Origin of the sequence: Kitasatospora sp. MMS16-BH015 (assembly GCF_002943525.1) — a bacterium.
Taxonomy (GTDB): domain Bacteria; phylum Actinomycetota; class Actinomycetes; order Streptomycetales; family Streptomycetaceae; genus Kitasatospora.
In genome coordinates this window covers 1,455,159-1,471,875 of record NZ_CP025394.1, presented here as the reverse complement: position 1 = coordinate 1,471,875, position 16,717 = coordinate 1,455,159, and the positions used below count along the sequence as shown (strand labels likewise).

General features: G+C 70.3%; 12 protein-coding genes. 3 read left to right on the top strand and 9 right to left on the bottom strand.

Features of this window, described 5'->3' with window-relative positions; all coding sequences use genetic code 11:
* Window positions 1-13 precede the first annotated feature (13 nt).
* Together CFP65_RS06330 and CFP65_RS06325 are read left to right on the top strand one after the other, a co-directional pair.
* A complete protein-coding gene (locus CFP65_RS06330; RefSeq protein ID WP_104815150.1) occupies window positions 14-1,033 on the top strand; it encodes an ABC transporter ATP-binding protein in 1,020 nt (339 codons plus the stop codon).
* A complete protein-coding gene (locus tag CFP65_RS06325) occupies window positions 1,030-2,376 on the top strand; it encodes an ABC transporter permease (protein WP_104815149.1) in 1,347 nt (448 codons plus the stop codon). The genes CFP65_RS06330 and CFP65_RS06325 overlap by 4 nt, the downstream gene beginning before the upstream one ends.
* A gap of 778 nt (window positions 2,377-3,154) precedes the next feature.
* On the opposite strand, the gene CFP65_RS06315 is transcribed toward CFP65_RS06325, so the two are convergent.
* From CFP65_RS06315 to CFP65_RS06295, 5 genes are all read right to left on the bottom strand, one after another.
* The gene (locus CFP65_RS06315) at window positions 3,155-4,450 is read right to left on the bottom strand and encodes an MFS transporter (protein WP_104815148.1); all 1,296 of its coding nucleotides are present in this window, start codon (window positions 4,448-4,450) and stop codon (window positions 3,155-3,157) included.
* Between the two features lie 129 nt (window positions 4,451-4,579).
* Window positions 4,580-5,512, bottom strand: coding sequence for a MarR family winged helix-turn-helix transcriptional regulator (locus CFP65_RS06310; protein ID WP_158702062.1), 933 nt, complete (start codon window positions 5,510-5,512; stop codon window positions 4,580-4,582).
* Window positions 5,513-5,643: 131 nt separating this feature from the next.
* Window positions 5,644-7,188 carry a 4-hydroxyphenylacetate 3-hydroxylase N-terminal domain-containing protein gene (locus CFP65_RS06305; protein WP_104815146.1) on the bottom strand — a complete coding sequence of 515 codons (1,545 nt, stop codon included), beginning with the start codon at window positions 7,186-7,188 and terminating at the stop codon, window positions 5,644-5,646.
* Between the two features lie 7 nt (window positions 7,189-7,195).
* The gene (locus CFP65_RS06300) at window positions 7,196-8,512 is read right to left on the bottom strand and encodes a PLP-dependent aminotransferase family protein (RefSeq protein ID WP_104815145.1); all 1,317 of its coding nucleotides are present in this window, start codon (window positions 8,510-8,512) and stop codon (window positions 7,196-7,198) included.
* A 10-nt stretch (window positions 8,513-8,522) separates the two neighbouring features.
* Window positions 8,523-9,173 (bottom strand): O-methyltransferase, encoded by a 651-nt coding sequence (locus CFP65_RS06295; RefSeq protein ID WP_104815144.1) that lies wholly within the window; start codon window positions 9,171-9,173, stop codon window positions 8,523-8,525.
* A gap of 433 nt (window positions 9,174-9,606) precedes the next feature.
* Here CFP65_RS06295 and CFP65_RS06290 point away from each other — a divergent pair, with 433 nt between their 5' ends.
* The gene (locus tag CFP65_RS06290; RefSeq protein WP_104815143.1) at window positions 9,607-13,470 is read left to right on the top strand and encodes an amino acid adenylation domain-containing protein; all 3,864 of its coding nucleotides are present in this window, start codon (window positions 9,607-9,609) and stop codon (window positions 13,468-13,470) included.
* Window positions 13,471-13,503: 33 nt separating this feature from the next.
* Here the strand turns inward: CFP65_RS06290 and CFP65_RS06285 are convergent, their stop codons facing one another.
* From CFP65_RS06285 to CFP65_RS06270, 4 genes are all read right to left on the bottom strand, one after another.
* Window positions 13,504-14,094 carry a helix-turn-helix domain-containing protein gene (locus tag CFP65_RS06285; RefSeq protein WP_217368141.1) on the bottom strand — a complete coding sequence of 197 codons (591 nt, stop codon included), beginning with the start codon at window positions 14,092-14,094 and terminating at the stop codon, window positions 13,504-13,506.
* 126 nt (window positions 14,095-14,220) lie between these two features.
* Window positions 14,221-15,657, bottom strand: coding sequence for an aldehyde dehydrogenase (locus CFP65_RS06280; RefSeq protein ID WP_104815141.1), 1,437 nt, complete (start codon window positions 15,655-15,657; stop codon window positions 14,221-14,223).
* Window positions 15,657-15,890, bottom strand: coding sequence for a tautomerase family protein (locus tag CFP65_RS06275; protein WP_104815140.1), 234 nt, complete (start codon window positions 15,888-15,890; stop codon window positions 15,657-15,659). Before CFP65_RS06275 ends, CFP65_RS06280 begins: the two co-directional genes overlap by 1 nt.
* Window position 15,891: 1 nt before the next feature.
* Window positions 15,892-16,659 carry a fumarylacetoacetate hydrolase family protein gene (locus CFP65_RS06270; protein WP_104820691.1) on the bottom strand — a complete coding sequence of 256 codons (768 nt, stop codon included), beginning with the start codon at window positions 16,657-16,659 and terminating at the stop codon, window positions 15,892-15,894.
* Between the last annotated feature and the right edge of the window lie 58 nt (window positions 16,660-16,717).

Below are 16,717 nucleotides of genomic sequence, written 5' to 3'. Positions count from 1 at the left end.
GGAAGGGCAGCACATGTCTGAGCTCGTCGCGGTGCGCGGTCGCGGCCTCACCAAGACCTTCGGTGAGGTCCTGGCCCTCGACCGGGTCGACCTGAGCATCGCTCAGGGCCGGATCCACGGCCTGGTCGGCCCGAACGGCGCGGGCAAGACCACCCTCCTCGGCCTGCTTCTCGGCCTGGCCGCCGCCGACCGGGGCACCCTGGAGCTGTTCGGCGCCCCGGCCGGCCACGGCACGGCCGCCCCCGAGGGCGTCGCCGGTTTCGTGGACGGCCCCGGCCTCTACCCGACCCTGACCGCCCGGCAGAACCTCGCCACGGTGGCCGCCCTGACCCCCGAGGAGGTGCCGCCCGCGCGGGTCGACCAGGTGCTGGCGGAGGTCGGACTCACCGAGGCCGCCGACCGGAAGGTCCGCGGCTTCTCGCTCGGCATGCGCCAACGCCTCGGCCTGGCTGCCGCCTTGCTGACCAGGCCCCGGCTGCTGGTGCTGGACGAGCCCTCCAATGGCCTGGACCCGGCCGGCAAGCACCACGTGCACGGCGTGCTGCGGCGGCTCGCGGCCGAGGGCGTCACGGTGGTGCTCTCCAGCCACCGGATGGACGACCTGGAGGCGCTCTGCGCCGAGGTCACCATCCTGGCCACCGGCCGGGTGGTCTTCTCCGGCCCGGTGCAGAAGCTAGCCGCCGAGGACCGCGCACTCGACCACCGCCTCCGGGCCGCCGACCCGCCCGCCGCCCGCGCACTCGCCGCCACCACCCCCGGCATCACCCTCCTGGCCGGCCACGCCGACCCCGAACTCCTCCTGCTCCGGGCCCGGACGGCCGCCCTGGACGCCCTGGTCACCCGACTGGCCCTCGCCGACAACCCGGTCCGCGAACTGACCCCCGTGGTCTCCCCGTTGGAGGCCGCCTTCCTGGCCCTCACCGACCAGTCCACCGGCACCGAGCAGTCGGGCCACACCGACCAGTCCGGTCGCACCGAGCAGTCCGGTCGCACCGAGCACTTCAGTGGCGCCGAGCAGGAGGCCGACCGATGACCACGGTGACCGTAGTGCCCGCCGTACGTGTCCGGCGTCCGATCCCGGTCCGCCGGATCCTCCGGATGGAGCTGGTCAAGCAGTTCTCCGCCTGGCGGGTGCGGGTGCTGCTCCTGCTCTGCTGGCTCGGCCCGGGGGTGCTGGTCTTCGCGATCGACCAGCAGAGCACCCTGCCCTCGGACACCCCCTTCGGCCGCTGGATGCACGCCACCGGCTGGGCCGGCCCACTGGTGGTGCTCGGCGTGGCCGGCAGCTGGGTGCTGCCGCTGGTCGCCTCGCTGGCCGCCGGCGACGTCTTCGCCGCCGAGGACCGGCTCGGCACCTGGCGGCACCTGCTGGTCACGGTCCGCTCGCACCGGCGGATCTTCGCCGCCAAGGCCCTCGCCGCCCTCACCGTGACCCTCCTGCTGGTCGCCGGCCTGGCCCTCTCCGGCACCTTCGGCGGCCTCCTCGCCGAGGGCAGCCAACCCCTGGTCGGCCTCGACGGCCACCTGCTCACCGGCGCCGACGCGGCCGGCGGCGTCCTGCTGGCCTGGCTCTGCGCCCTCGCACCCACCCTCGCCCTGGCAGCCATCGGCCTGCTCGGCTCGGTCGCCCTCGGCCGGTCCCCGATGGGCCTGCTGCTGCCGGTGCTCGCCGCCCTCGGCATGCAGCTGGCCCAGCTCCTCCCGCTGCCGGTCGCCGTACGGCTGGCCCTGCCCGGCTACGCCTTCACCTCCTGGAACGGCCTCTTCACCGCCCCCCGCCAGCCCGGCCCGCTCCTGATCGGCCTCGCCGTCAGCCTGGCCTGGGCCGCCCTCGCCACCACGCTGGCCTACCGGCTCTTCCTCCGCCGCGACTTCACCAACCCCGGCCAGGACGGCGCCGGCCGCCGCGCCCTGACCCTCGGCCTCCTCCCACTGGCCGCCCTGCTCGCCCTGACCGCCGTCGCCCTCACCGCAGCCCCCGGCGCGACCGGCCCCGGCATCACCCAGCCCAAGCTCCAGCGCTCCCTGGCCACCGCCTTCGCCCACCTCTACCGCTACCAACAGGCCGAGCTCCGCCAACCCCCGGTCACCGAGCCCCAGTTGCACACCACGGCCGCCTGCGACCGCACCGAGGGCCTCGGCCGCCAGGAAGGCCCCGGCAACGACTGGCGCTGCACCGTCTCCTGGACCGTCCCCGGCACCACCGCCACCGCCCAGGCCGTCTACCAACTCGACGTCGCCCCCGACGGCCACTACACCGCCGACGGCGACGGCCCCGTCCAACTGAACGGCTACTTCCTCCTCGTCATCGACGGCGCCCCGACGCCCAACCCCCTCTGGCAGTTCGACGCCGACGTCGACCTGCTCGGAGGCTGACGGGCGCCGGGTCTGGTCAGGCTCGCCGTGCTGGGCTCGCGGGATGAGCTTCTCCAGCGCTTCCCAGCTGTGGCTTCCCACGTGGACGTGGAGCTCTCCTGGGCCGTTGGTGAGGTGAAGATGCTGCCAGGGTGCATCCTTCTATCGGGGCTTTCGGATGAGCCCGTTCGGGCCACTTGGACGGAGTGCGCCGTTGGCCGCACGGATGCCTCGGACGGGAAGAACTGCAGCCGCCGCACCGCCGGATGCTGGGCCCCGGCCAGCGCGGTCAGCGTCTTGGTCCGGTCCCTCGGCAGCAACAGATCGGTCAGGTACTCGCGGAAACCCCGCCGCTGGGCTGAGGAACCGAAGAGGTCGTCGAACCTGGCCGGGTATCCCTCGAGAGGCCCGGGAGCCGGTGGACACGGTATGCGCACGGGCATGGCAACGCCCCCGAAAGAGCTCTCCCCTCACCGATGCCACCGACCTGACTCCACGTCGATAAACCACTGACAGCGACCCCGGCCGCGCGCGGCCGGGGTCGCTGTCGTTCAGGATCGCGGCATTCAGCAGGGTGGGATCTGGCACGCCTGGACAGTGGCGTATTCGTCCTGCTCCAGCTCTTCGAAGGCTATCATTTCCTCGGCGGGGGACTGCATAATAGTCATCCTTTCTCGAATTCTTGGCCGCCATGACAATTCTCCGAAGGCGGCATGATTTAAGAGTATGTGGATATCGCCCTCCATGGCAATGGGGTGGGGATATTTCGATATCTCTCGAAGTTGTTGGTGCGGGCTGTTCAGGTGGCCGGTGCGGTTTCTGTGGGGAAGTCCCGGTGGCTCCGCAGTGGGCTGGCGAGCAGGATCAGCCCTGACAGAGAAAGTGTGATGCAGGAGATCCAGACGGCCGCGTGGATCGTCCATGAGCTGGCGATGGCACCGGCCAGGAAGGCCCCGATCGGTAGTGTGCCAAACGCCAGGAAGCGCGAGGCGGAAGTGACCCGGCCGAGCAGTTCGGGCGGACAGTAGGTCTGTCGGAACCCCATGGTCAGGATGCTGGACACCACCGTCCCGGCATTGATTACGAGGCCACCGACCAGGAAGAAGGTCAGGCCGTAGCCGTGGGTGGTCAGCGGGATGATGAGAGCGAAGGGCATGGCCACGAACTCGGACAGCAGGGTGCCGCGAGCGGTGCCGAACCGGCGGGCGAGCCGCGTTGTGACGAGCGCGCCGACCAGGCCGCCGGCACTGGTGATGCCGATCATGACTCCGACGGCTCCGGGGGCGGCGCCCACGTCGCGGAGAAGGAAGAGGATCACGATCGCTTCGAACCCGCCGGCCGCCAGGTTGGCCACGGCGGTGTAGATGGTCAGCGGCCTCAGGTAGGGGTTGGTGAAGAGAAAGCGCAGGCCGGCCCCGATCTCCTTGGTCAGGTTGTGCCGCGGCCTCGGCCCGGCTGTGCTCCTCTGGGTCTCCTCGGGGCGCAGGCGGGCCAGGCACACGGCCGACACCAGGAAGGTGAGGCCGTTGAGCAGGAGGCCGGATACCGCCCCGAGCCACTGGGTCAGCAGGCCGCCGAGGCTTGGGCCGGCCAGTTGCGCGGTGGATTCGGCGCCCTGGAACTTGGCGTTGGCCTCGGGGATGTCCTCACGCGCTACCACGGCTGGGATCAGGACCTGGCAGGCGGTGCTGAAGAAGACACTGACCGCCCCGATGCCTGCTGCGGCGATCAGCAGGTACTGGATGGTCAGCAGGTGCAGCGCGTAGGCGACCGGGACGCTCAGGAGCAGTCCGGCGGAGACCAGGTCACAGATGATCATGAGTGGTCGGTGCGGGAGTCGGTCCACCCAGGCCCCGGCCGGCAGGCCGAGTACGAGCCACGGCAGCCAGACGGCGGCGGAGAGCGCCGAGACCGCGAAGCTCCCGGCGTGCAGGGCGTTGACCGCCACCATCGGCATCGCGACGGTGGTCACGGCGGTGCCCAGCTTGCTGGCACTCTCGCCGATCCAGAACAACTGGAAGCCGCGATGGCGTAACAGCCTGTCCTTCTGTTGTGAAGGCAGGCTCATGGATGCGGTGTCTCTGTCGGTGCTCATCCTCACCTCATTGGTGGTGGCGGTTGGACGATGTCGCCCGACAAGGCTAACTTCCGAAGAGTTCTTCGGGAAGACTTCTTCCCGAAGAACTCTTCGGAAGTTGCGGGGTGCCGCGGAGCGGACTACGGTTCACAGCAGAAGGTCGACCAACTCGGTCCCCCGATGGGTCAGTGCGATGCGGACGTGCTGCCCGTTTCGGCGCCGGTTGAGCAGGCCGGCCGCCTCCAGCCGGGTGCAGTGGTGGGTCGTGGTACCCGGAGAGCACTGGAGCAGACTGGAGAGCTCGCCCATGGTGAGCGGGTGCTTTAGTGCTCGTAGTACCGCTGCCCGCGGCTGGCCCAGCACCAGGACGAGCGGGTCCTGATCCTTGTGCTGGGGGTGGCCGGGCTGTTCCGATGGAGCGGCCAGGCCGGGCAGCGGATAGGCGATCCAGTCCACCGTGTCCGCTTGGACCGAGAACATCGAGGCCCCACTGCCGGAGGCCACCGGGATGAGGGTGAGCGCGCGGTCCTGGTCGAGCCGGAATCGGCCGGGCCTCGGATCGGGGATCCGCAGGGAGTTGCCGGACAGCTGAAAGCGTGGGCTGAGCTGGGCGAGGGCCAGGTCGAGCGTCCCGCTCACCGCGGAGGCGCCGATGTGCTCGTACTCGCGCTCGAACAGTGCGTCGTTTCGGTGCCAGGTGGGACGGATGGTCTCCCAGGCGTGCCGGATCACGTCGGTGTATGCGTGCAGCCAGGCGTGCGGATTCCGGACCACCGGCTCCCATCCCAGGGGGATGCGGTCCGGGAACTCCGATTCAAGTTCGGTGAGTAGATCATCGGCTTTGGTGTCGCCCAGCTGCTCGATGAAGGCATCAGCCGAGGAATCGGACTCCACCACAGGTGTCAGGCAGTCCGGCACGAGAGCGTACGGGTGGTTGAAAAGCGGTCGCAGAAGGGCGGTGCAGTTCGGGGGGGCTGCCGTCTGTATCAGGGTGCGCGTGGCCTCCGGGACCCCCTGGAATCGTCCGCCAAGGGCGTCGGCGACGAGGGACAGGACGGTCGCGCCAGGATTCTTGAGCACGCGGATATGGAGCCCCCCCAGTCTTCCGAGCTCCACGTCTGAGTATGATTCCAAGTTGAACTCCCCGGTTTTATGAACTTGTTCCTGAGAATCCGCAGCAGCTGCCCCCCGGCGGCCTTGGTGCGTGATCCTCAGTGGGTGTTGAATGGTTTCTTCTCCTCGGGGTTCACCAGATTCGGTGCGAGCCAACCGTCGAGGTCGTACTCCGCCAGGCAGCTGTCGACCAGATCGAGCATCGAGGTTGCGGTGCCGTTCGCCTGGGCCTTCCTGAGCGTCTGCACCCGGTTCTCCTCCGCGTTTCCGGCGTAGCTCCGCTCGTACAGCTCGTGCCGACCGCCGAACTCCGTTCCCACGGCGTCCCACAGCAGCTTCATGACCTTCACCCGCTGCTCGGCCGAGTGGCCGTTCGAGCCGCGCAGGTAGCGCTCCAGGTAGGGGCGGACCTCCTGGTTCTGCCAGTCGGCCGCGCCGGAGTTGAGGTAGATCAGGCTGCCGCCGGCGGTGTGCTGGACCAGTTCCTTCATCTTCCCGTAGATCATCGGGGCGATGACCCGGTACGCGAGCGCGTAGTCCTCGCACGGCTGGACGTAGTCCGATTGCCACGGTCGGGCGGACTGGATCATCCCGTCCGACAGCGCCCACAGCAGGTGCCGCCAGACCATGAGTTCGCCGACGTTCGCCTGGACGTTGCGGAAGTCAACGGTGCCGCTGATCTCGGTCGCCTTCAGCATCAGGCCGCAGATGAAGTCGATCTTCACGGCCAGCCGGGTGACCCCGTGGAAGGCGAACCGGGGGAGGAAGCCGGAGTTGTGGAAGAAGGTGTTCGCCTTCTCCGTGTCGCCGTAGACGAGGACGTTCTCCCAGGGGATGAACGCCTTGTCGAAGACGATCACCGCATCGTTCTCGTCGAAGCGGCTGCTGAGCGGATAGTCGAACGGGGTGCCGAGCCGGGTCGCGGCCAGCTCGTAGGAGGTCCGGCAGAAGAGCTTGACCCCGGGGGTGTCCATGGGGGCCATGAAGACCACACCGAACCGCCGGTCCTTCACCGGGACCCCGTGATGGGCGATGAAGTTGTAGTGCGTCAGGGCGGAGCCGGTGGCGACCATCTTGGCGCCGCTGACCACGATGCCGGCGTCCGTTTCGCGCTCGACGTGCACGAAGACGTCCGCGGAGTCCTCGATCGGGCGTTGGCGGTCGACCGGAGGGTGCACCAGGGCGTGGTTGACGTGTAGCACACGCTCCTGGGTACGGCGGTACCAGGTGCGCGCATTGTCCGCGAAGGGCGCGTAGAACTCGGCGTTGGCTCCCAGGGTGGCGGTGAAGGAGGCCTTGTAGTCGGGGGAGCGGCCCAGCCATCCGTAGCAGCGCCGTTGCCAGCTCGCGATGGCGTCCCGGGAGGCGGCCAGTTCCTCCCGGTTCCGGGGGGCGCGGAAGAAGCGGTGCGTGAAGCCACCGCTGCCGGTGTCCGTCTCGGTGATCAGCTGGGAGCGCTCCGGGGAGTCCCACAGGGCGTCGTAGAGCCCTGCGATCGATCGGGCTCCGTTGCGGAAGGCCGGATGTTCGGTGACGTCCTTGACCTGCTCGCCGTAGATCCAGATGGACCGGCCGTCCTGGAGGCTCGCCAGGTACTCGGCCCCGGTGAACGGCCGGACGGCAGCGCTGTCTTGGGTGGGCATGGTCGGGTCATCCCCTCGTCGTCGTGCGTACGGCGGAAGCGGTGTCGTCAAGGAAGCGCGTGAGTCGGCGCACCGCCTCCGCCAGATCGGTCGGTGACAGCGCACTGCAGCTCACCCGCAGCTCCTCGGTGCCGCCCTCGCCGGGGTAGAAGTAGGACATCGGGGTCCACAGCACGCCGTACTCCTCGGCTGAGCGGATCAGGAGCGCTTCGTCCACGGAGAACGGCACCCGGATGACGACGAAGAAGCCGGTGTCCGGAGCGGTCCAGGAGATGCCGAGGTCCAAGCGGCGGGCTTCGGGAAGGCCTTGGTCGAGGCAGTCCAGAAGCAGTGCCAGGTTGCTGCGGTAGTGCGCGACCCGCTCCGTGTTGATCTTCCGCAACGAGCAGTCGGCGCGCACCAGCATGCCGCCGATCACGGCCTGGGACACGGCGGAGGTGTTCACCGTGACCATGCTGCGGATCAGGGCCAGTTCGTCCGAGAGCAGGCTGATCCGCCCGTCGGCGTGATGGACCCGCTGGTCGGCGACGACATAACCCACGCGCGCGCCGGGGTAGCACGTCTTGGCGAACGTGCCGATGTGGATGACGCGTTGGGCGGTGTCGAGCGCCTTGAGGGTGGGGACCCACTCCGGGCCGTCGGTCAGGAACCCGTACGGGTCGTCCTCGAGCAGCAGCAGATCGGCCTCCTCGGCGACGGCGAGCAGTCGGTGGCGCTGGGGCAGCGGCATGGTGCGCCCGGAGGGATTGGACCCGGTGGGGACGAGGTAGAAGGCGCGGGGGGTCCGCCCGTCGGCCCGGACCTCGGCAGCCACCCGGGCCACCTCGGTCGGGTCGAGCCCGTGCTCGCCCTCGGGGACCGGGACCACCGGCACGCCGAGCAGCTCCGCCACACCGAGCATGCCGATGTAGCAGGGTGACGCGACGAGCAGGACGTCCTGGGGTCGGTGGCAGAGGGCCTGCAGGGTGATGAACATGCCTTCCTGGGCGCCTACGGTCACCACCAGGGCCGCCGGATCGATGTGCATCCCTTCGTCATTGGCGAGTTGGCTGGCAATCAAGTCCTGAATGTGGCCGGCGGTGCGCCCGTACTGGAAGAGCAGGCGGGTGATCTCGCTTCGGCCCAGGCCCGAGTCGACGAGGTGCTGCTCGAAGGCGTTCAGGTGGTCGACGAGGTCGGCGGGGTCGAAGAAGTCGTCGAAGGGCCGTCCGGCGGCGAGGCTGAGTGCCTCGGGGTGCTGGGCGGCCGCTTCGTTGAGGAAGACGGCGGAGCGCATGACGGGGCGCGCGAGCGCGGGGCTCAGTTGGTCATGGGTGAGATGCATGTCCGGCCCGTTACCTCTTCCGGATGAGGCGCAGGCCGTCCCGGACGGAGAGCAGCACCGACGTGAGGTCCTCGCGTGCGGTCACCAGGTCGTTGAAGCGGCGGATGCCCTCCGCGCCGGCCCGGTCGTCGGTCTCGTCAAGTACCGAACCGCTCCAGAGGGTGTTGTCGGCCGCGAGGATCCCACGCTCGGACAGCAGGTCCACCAGCGGGTCGAGATAGTCCGGGAAATGCGGCTGGTCGGCGTCGAGGAGGATGAAATCGTAAGTTCCGGACAGGTCCCGGATGGTTGCCAGTGCCGGGCCGGTGCGCACCTCGATGCGGTCGCGCCACTGGCTGGCCCCGATGAACCGGCGCGCGATCTGCGCGTATTCCTCATCGAGCTCACAGGTGACGATGTGCGCGTCGGGCGGCAGTACCTCGGCCATCGACAGGGCCGAGTAGCCGGTGAAGGTGCCGATCTCCAGCACCCGCTTCGGCTGGTGGGCGAAGAGCAGGAACTGAAGGAATCGGGCTTCTACTGGTCCGATCATCATGTGGGGGCGATCGGATCTGCGAAGTGTCTCCGCAGCGAGTTCGCAGAGGTCGGCTGAATCCAGCGTCGTGTGCTTTGTGGTGTATTCTTCAATTCCGGGTAAGGTGAGTCGCACGGGAGCGGGCATGAATGATTCACTTTTCGTTCGTCGAGTGTCACGGGAAGGGGTTTTCGGCAATGAGGATTGCGTTGGGAATTTGCCAAAAGGTAAATTGACTGATCAATTTTCGCCGAGCCTAGCCTCGGGCGGCGCCTCCAGTCAAGGTCCATGACTGGTAGTCATGTCCGTGTCGGCGGCCGGTTGTCCGTGGACAATCGGCAGGGTTTGGCGGTGGTCGAGCTTCCTGGTCGACTGCTCGACCACCGTACTCTCCTGTCCCTTTTGGGGAGGAAGGAGTGGCTTCCTCCCGCGCGCCCGAGGGAGGGTCTTCGAAAGGCATCAAAAACGTTGTCCGGTGCTGGCCGGCGGGGCAATCTAGACAATCGGCTCGGATGTGGCTGATTGGATTGTGCGGCCGTCCGGCAGGGCGGTCTGCTTGTCCGTGTGGAGGTTTCGGTACATGCAGTCTCTGTCTTTCGCTCAGCTCGGGTTGTGGTTTCTGAACCGGCTGGATGTCGCCGATTCGGCATACAACGTTCCGATTGTGCTCAGGCTCTCCCGTTGCCTGGACAAGGCGGCCCTGGCGGCGGCGCTGTCCGACCTGGTCGGCCGGCACGAGGTGCTCCGCACGGTGTACCCGGAGCGAGATGGGGAGCCGTGCGCGCAGGTGTTGGCGCCGGGTGAGGTCGGTGCGCTGCTCGCCGTCCACGAGGTGTCGGCCGGCGGCCGGGGCACGGCACTGGAGGTCATGCTGGCACGGGGCTTCGACCTCACCCAGGAGGTGCCGCTACGGGCGGAGCTGCTCCGGGTGGACGAGAGCGATGACACCCTGCTGCTGATGCTGCACCACATCTCCACGGACGCCTGGTCGACCGGCCTGCTCGCCCGGGATCTGGTGGAGGCCTACCGGGCCCGGTGTGCCGGGCGGGCACCGGCCTGGCAGCCCCTGCCCCTGCAGTACACCGACTATGCGGCATGGCAGCGCAAGGTGCTGGGGAGCCGGGAGGACCCGCAGAGTCCGATGAGGCGCCAGGAAGACTACTGGCGGAAGGCTCTGGCCGGAATCCCCGATCCGTTGCCGCTGCCGTCCGACCGTTCGGGCTCCGGCAGGTTCGTCCGCTCAGGCGGTTCGGTCCCGCTCGTGGTGCCCCGGGACGTGCACGCCGGCTTGACGGCGCTGGCCCGCCGCCACCGGGCCTCGGTCTCCATGGTGGCGCAGGCGGCCCTGGCGGCCCTGCTGACCAGGCTCGGCTCCGGGACGGACATCCCCATCGGCACGGCGGTGTCCGGACGGGACGACGAGGCGCTCGACGCGGTGATCGGGCTCTTTGTCAACACGATCGTCCTTCGGGCCGACACCTCCGGTGATCCCACCCTGGAGGAGCTCGTCGTCCGGGTACGCGGGAACAACCTCGGCGCACTCGAGCACTGTGACATCCCGTTCGACCACGTCGTCAGTGCACTCAACCCACGCAGGGAGCCGAACCGCTCGCCGCTGTTCCGAGTCGCGCTGTCGGTCGAGCCCGACCAGAGCGAGCAGGATCCGTTCGCGGAGTTCGGCGCCGCCCTGGAGGCGCCCCGGGCCACCACCGCTAAGTTCGACCTGTCTTTCAGCCTCTCGGAACACGCTGACGGAAACGGTCCGGCGGGGATGAGCGGTGAACTCGAGTTCTCCGCCGGGCTGTTCGACCAGGACGCCGGCGCGGCCCTGGGCGAGCGTTTCGTGCGGGTGCTCACCGCACTGGCCGAGGCGCCGGAACTGCGGGTGAGCCAGGTCGGGATCCTTACCGAGGAGGAGCGCGCGCGCCTTGCGCTCGAAGCGCGCAAGTCCGCCGGTGCGGGCTACGAACCTCGGACTCTGCCGGAGCTCTTCGAAGCCCAGGTCGGCCGCACCCCCGACGCCGTCGCCCTGACCGGCGGCACCGTGTCCTTGGAGTACGCGGAGCTCGACCGGCTCGCGAACCGGCTGGCCCGGCGGATCGTCGCGGCGGGCGTCGGTCCGGAGGATGTCGTGGCCTTGGCGCTGCCCCGCTCCCCGGCACTGGTCGTCGCCGTGCTCGCGGTGCAGAAGGCCGGGGCCGCGCACCTGGTGATCGATCTGACGCTTCCGCCGGAGCGGATCCGGTACATGATCGAAGACGCCGGGGTGCGGGTGGCGCTGGCTGCGGACGAGCAAGTCGACGGGATCGTCGGCCTCGTCCCCACCGTGCTGCGGACCGGCAACCTGTCCGGCGTACCGGAGCAGGCGGGCCCCCGAGAGTGGCTCGGGAGCCCGGACGACGACGCGCTCACCGACGCGGACCGGCTGCGGCCGCTGACCCCCGGTCATCCCTCCTACGTCATCTACACCTCCGGGTCGACCGGCACGCCCAAGGGCGTGGTGGTCACCCATGTCGGCGTGCGGAACCTGGCCGAGCTGCTGGCGGCTGGGCCGGGCCGGCGGGTGCTCCAGCTCGTGTCGCCGAGCTTCGACGTGTTCGTCTCCGAGCTGTGCATGGCACTGCTCTCCGGGGCCACGCTCGTCATGCCGCCGGAAGGGCCGCTGATCTCCGACGCGCTCCACGAGTTGCTTCGCGTTGAGCGGATCACGGACGTGTCAGGCCCGCCCGCGGTGTACCGGACCATGCCGGAGGGCCCGCTCCCCGACCTGCGGCGCATGATCTTCGGGGGCGAGGAGTGTGCGTCCGACTTCGTGGCCGACTGGGCAGGCCGGGTGGAGCTCGTCAACTGCTACGGCCCCACCGAGGCCACCGTGACCACGACCCGCACCGACCGGCTGCATGCTTCGGCCGAGCGCCCGCCCATCGGCCGGTCCCTCGACCATGTGGGCGTGCACGTCCTGGACGAGGCACTCCGTCCGCTGCCGACGGGTGTCACGGGAGAGCTGTACATCACGGGCGTCGGTCTCGCCCGCGGGTACCTGCGGCGTCCCGGGCTGACCTCGCAGCGTTTCGTCGCCTCGCCGTTCGAGCCCGGGCGCCGGATGTACCGCACCGGTGACCTGGTGCGCCTGCGACCGGACGGGCAGCTCCAGTTCGTGGGGCGGGCCGACACCCAGGTGAAGCTCCGCGGGCTGCGCATCGAGACCGGAGAGATCGAGGCGGTCCTCTCGGCGCAGGAAGGGGTGACCGAGGCGGCCGTACTGGTCCGTGAGGACCACCCGGGGGACCAGCGGCTGGTGGCCTACGTCGGCGCGGCCGGGCTGCTGGACGTGGTGGCGCTGCGGGAGTCCGCGCAGGAGTTCCTGCCCGGCTACATGGTGCCGTCCGCGTTCGTCGTGCTGGACCGCCTGCCGTTGACCGGGAACGGGAAGACCGACCGCGCGGCCCTGCCCGCCCCGGACCGGCACGCCACCGGCGCGGTGCCGCGCAGGCCAGTGGACGGCTCCGCCGAGGCCCGGTTGTGCGAGGTGTTCGCAGAGGTGCTCGGACTGCCCGAGGTCGGGCCGGACGACGACTTCTTTCTGCTGGGCGGCCACTCGCTGCTCGCCGCCCGGGTGATCAGCCGGACCCGGGAGCTGTTCCCGGCACTGGGCATCCGGCAGGTGCTCTCCCACCCCACCCCGGCCGGCCTGGCGGCGGTGGCTGCGGCGGGTGAGCAGCCAGGCCGGGACCTGGACCCGGTGCTGACGCTGCGACCGGCCGTGCCCGGCGCCGCCGACCTGTTCTGCATCCACCCGGTCAGTGGCCTGAGCTGGTGCTACGCCCCGCTGGCTCACCGCCTGGCGCCGGGCACCGCGGTGCACGGCCTACAGTCCCCGGCACTGCTGGACGGGGTGGGGCCCGGTACCGTCGGCGGGCTGGCCGCGGTCCACACGGACCGTATCCGCCGGATCCGGCCGAGCGGTCCCTACGCGCTGCTCGGTTGGTCCCTCGGCGGCACGCTCGCCCATGCCGTGGCGGCGCAACTGGAGGCCGCGGGCGAGGAGGTGAGCGCCCTGGTGTTGCTGGACTCCTTGCCCGGGGTGCCGGCCGAGGACGGGACCGCGTTGCCGGAGGAAGTCCTGGAGCTGGCGCTGGCCGGCCAGCCGGGCCCGGCCCTCGACGGGCCGGAACGGGAGCGGGTGGTGGCGGCGACCCGGTCCGCGCTGCGCCTGGGCGGCCCGGCCGTCCCCGCCCGGGTCACAGCGCCGACGCTGATCGTGGAGGCCGTTCCGCCGGGGCAGGAGCCGGTGGGCCTGGCGACCGCCTGGGCTCCGTGGTTGACCGGGCCGGTGGAGACGCACACCGTCGCCACCGACCACGCCGGTGTGGTGTCGGCGCGGACGGCGCCCCTGCTCGTGCCGTTGGTGGACCGGTGGCTGGGCCGGAGCACCGACAGCTGACCGGGACGGCCCGGTGGTGACGACCGGGCCGACTCAGGTGAGCGGACGGTAGGGGAACCCCTGGAACTGGAGCACGACGTCCTGGGCCTCCGTGCCTGCGTCCGCATCCGACTCCGGCCGCTGCCGCTCTTCCCAGCGTTCGAAGAGTGCGGTCAAGTCCGCCCGGAGATCACCGAGTTCGGCGGGCGTCAGGCGCAGCCGCCAGTACCCGACCGACGCGGCCTCCTGCCACTGGGTGGGCCAGTTCTGGTCGGTGAACTCCTCGGCTCGGCGGAACTGTTCGGTGATCACGGCCTTCTGGAGGGTGGAGAGCAGCCCGCTCAGCTCGCGCTCGGCCAGAAAGTCCGCCTGCTCGACACCGATGTACTTGTGCAGCGCGTACCACCAGCGCTCGCGCTTGGTGCCCCGCTCCGTGTCCTCTGCGATGAAGCCGTGTGACGCCAGCTGCCGCAGGTGCCAGCTCATGTTCCCGCTGTCCTCGCCCAGGCGGTTCCCGAGCATGGTCGCGGTGGCCGGTCCGTCCAGGCGCAGCAGCTCGAGGATGCGGACCCGCAGGGGGTGGGCGAGTCCGCGCAGCGAGTGGGCGTCGAGTCGCATCATGGCCTCGGCCGGTCTTTCCTCCATGGCAGGACGCTACCTTTCCGAAGATGCCTTCGTAAAGCGGAACGCCGTGGGCGGGCTCTGGATCAGGCCCGCCCACGGCGTCGCACAGTGGTCGTCAAGTCGTCAGGGTATTCCGGTCGCGGCCCGTCACGCGGCGCCGATCCGCATCACCACGGCCTTCGGTTCGGTGAAGAACTCCCGGCTGAACGCCCCGCCCTCCCGGCCGACACCGGACTCGCCGACGCCGCCGAACGGTGCGCGCAGGTCGCGTACGAAGAAGCAGTTCACCCAGACTGTCCCTGCCTTCAGCTCCGCCGAGACCCGGTGAGCACGCGCCAGGTCGTTGGTGAAGAGCATCGCGTTGAGCCCGTACGGGGTGTCGTTGGCCGCCTCGACAGCCTGTTTCTCGTGGTCGAACGGGGCCACGGCCACCACGGGGCCGAAGACCTCCTCCCGCCACAGCGGGGAGTCGGCCGGCACGTCGGTGAGGACGGAGGGCCGGACCGTCCAGCCGTCGCCGGTGCCACCGGTGAGCAAGGTCGCCGGGCCGCGCGCGGCCTCGGCGAGGTACGCCGAGACCTTGCGGAAGTGCTGTGCGGAGGCAAGCGGCCCGATCCTGGTTCCCGCGGTGAGCGGATTGCCGACCGTCATCGCCGCAGCGGCTGCTGCGAGGCGCTCGGTGAACCGCTGGTAGAACGGGCGCTGGACCAGGATCCGGCTGCCGGCCAGGCAGATCTGCCCGGAGTTGGTGAACGCCGCCTTGACCGCCCAGTCGACGGCCTGGTCGAGGTCGGCGTCTGCGAAGACGAGATTGGCTCCCTTTCCGCCCAGCTCCAAGCTGACCGGAGCGAGATGGGATGCCGCCGCGGCGGCGACCGAGCGGCCGGTCGCCGAGGAGCCGGTGAAGGTGACCCGGTCCACCCGCGGGTCCCGGACCAGTGCGTCGCCGGCCTGGGGGCCGGTCCCGTGCAGGACGTTGAGCACACCCGGAGGCAGACCGGCCTCCAGCGCCAGCCGGGCCAGCAGGGTGGCCGAGACAGGCGAACCCTCCGCCGGTTTCAGCACCACCGTGTTCCCCCAGGCCAAGGCCGGAGCGATCTTCCAACTGGCCAGCATCAGTGGGAAGTTCCACGGAGCTATCGCGGCCACCACGCCGGCGGCCTCGAACCGGCCGTAGCAGTGGTGCCCGGAGTCCATCGGCAGCACCTCAGCGGTCGCCAGCCGGGCGTGGTCGGCGAAGAACCGGAAGTTGGCCGCGGCCCTAGGCACGTCCGCACCCCGGCTCTGCTCCAGCGGCTTGCCCATGTCGCGGGTGTCCGCCAGGCCGAGCTCGGCTCCGTGCGCTTCGATCAGGTCGGCCAGCCGGTGCAGTGCCGCGCCGCGCTCGGCGAAGCCCATCCGTGGCCACGGGCCGGTGTCGAACGCCCGGCGGGCCGCGGCCACCGCCAGCCCGGCCTCGGCCGCCCCGCCGAGCGGGAAGCGGGCCCACGGGCGGCGGGTCCACGGGTCCACGGAATCGACCACGACCTCGCAGTCCTCCGCCACCGCCTCCCGTCCGTCGATGACATGACCGTAGAAGTTCATCAGGACACCTCCTCGAGGTCGGCGGCGGATCCCGCCGCCCGGGCGGCCTCGCGTTCCGCGATCGTCACGTCGCCGGCTGCCCACAGCGACGGCGGGACCTCGCGCACCACCACCCGGACAGCCTCGGCCGGCGCCGCCAGCGCGCGTACCACCGCGATGTGGAGCTCGTGGATGAGGCCGCGCAGCAGGTGCGGTGGGCGGCCCTCCACCAAGGTGATCTCGACCAGCGGCATCTCAGGCCCCCCCGACCGTCACCGTGCCGAGCCGGCCGAACCGTGCCGTCACCGGGCGGCCCGGGACCAGCGGCACAGCTGTGGTCATCCCGCCGGTGAGCACGGTCGAGCCGGCTTCCAGGTACCTGCCCCGGGTGGCCAGCTCGTTCGCCGCCCGGGCCAGCGCTTCGGCCGGCGAACCCAGGACATCCGCCCCGGTGGCGGTGGCGACCAGCTCGCCGTCGACCTCGAACCGGCAGTGCTCGGTGACCAGGTCCACCTCCTCGGGCCGGAGCTCGCGCTCGCCGAGCACGAAGAACGCGGCGGAGGCGTTGTCGGCGACCACGTCAGGCAGCGAGAACCGGAAACCGGCGTAGCGGCTGTCGATCACTTCGATTCCGGCCCGGACGCCACGGACCGCGGCCAACGCTCCGGCGGCCGTCACACCGGGCCCGGCCAGCGGTTCGCCCAGGATGAGTACCAGCTCCGGCTCGGCACGTGGCTGGATCAGCCGGTCGAACGGAACCGGGCGGTCGGCGGGCAGCAGCATCGTGTCGGTGAGCCAGGCCGTGATCGGCGCGTCGATGCCGACACTGCGCTGCTTCGCCGCCGAGGTCAGTCCGAGTTTGACGCCGACGAGTCGCGCGCCGGCGGCCGTCCGGTCCTCCAGGGCCGCGTCCTGCACGGCGTAGGCGGTGGCCAGGTCGAGGTCCGACCAGTCCTCGGTGAGCTGAGGCACCGCCGTCCGACGCCGCTCCGCGTCGAGCAGAGTCCGCGCTGCCGCGCGGATCCGGCCGGCCCCTGCGGGCCCGTCCGGCGGGGGCGGGGCGGCGGCTCCCCGGCGGGCG

Excerpts from the sequence above, each read along its gene's own strand:
- CFP65_RS06315 (WP_104815148.1), bottom strand. The coding sequence starts at position 4,450 with ATGAGCACCGACAGAGACACCGCATCCATGAGCCTGCCTTCACAACAG.
- CFP65_RS06325 (WP_104815149.1), top strand. The coding sequence starts at position 1,030 with ATGACCACGGTGACCGTAGTGCCCGCCGTACGTGTCCGGCGTCCGATC.
- CFP65_RS06275 (WP_104815140.1), bottom strand. The coding sequence starts at position 15,890 with ATGCCGCTGGTCGAGATCACCTTGGTGGAGGGCCGCCCACCGCACCTG.
- CFP65_RS06290 (WP_104815143.1), top strand. The coding sequence starts at position 9,607 with ATGCAGTCTCTGTCTTTCGCTCAGCTCGGGTTGTGGTTTCTGAACCGG.
- CFP65_RS06295 (WP_104815144.1), bottom strand. The coding sequence starts at position 9,173 with ATGCCCGCTCCCGTGCGACTCACCTTACCCGGAATTGAAGAATACACC.
- CFP65_RS06280 (WP_104815141.1), bottom strand. The coding sequence starts at position 15,657 with ATGAACTTCTACGGTCATGTCATCGACGGACGGGAGGCGGTGGCGGAG.
- CFP65_RS06300 (WP_104815145.1), bottom strand. The coding sequence starts at position 8,512 with ATGCATCTCACCCATGACCAACTGAGCCCCGCGCTCGCGCGCCCCGTC.
- CFP65_RS06305 (WP_104815146.1), bottom strand. The coding sequence starts at position 7,188 with ATGCCCACCCAAGACAGCGCTGCCGTCCGGCCGTTCACCGGGGCCGAG.
- CFP65_RS06330 (WP_104815150.1), top strand. The coding sequence starts at position 14 with ATGTCTGAGCTCGTCGCGGTGCGCGGTCGCGGCCTCACCAAGACCTTC.
- CFP65_RS06285 (WP_217368141.1), bottom strand. The coding sequence starts at position 14,094 with ATGGAGGAAAGACCGGCCGAGGCCATGATGCGACTCGACGCCCACTCG.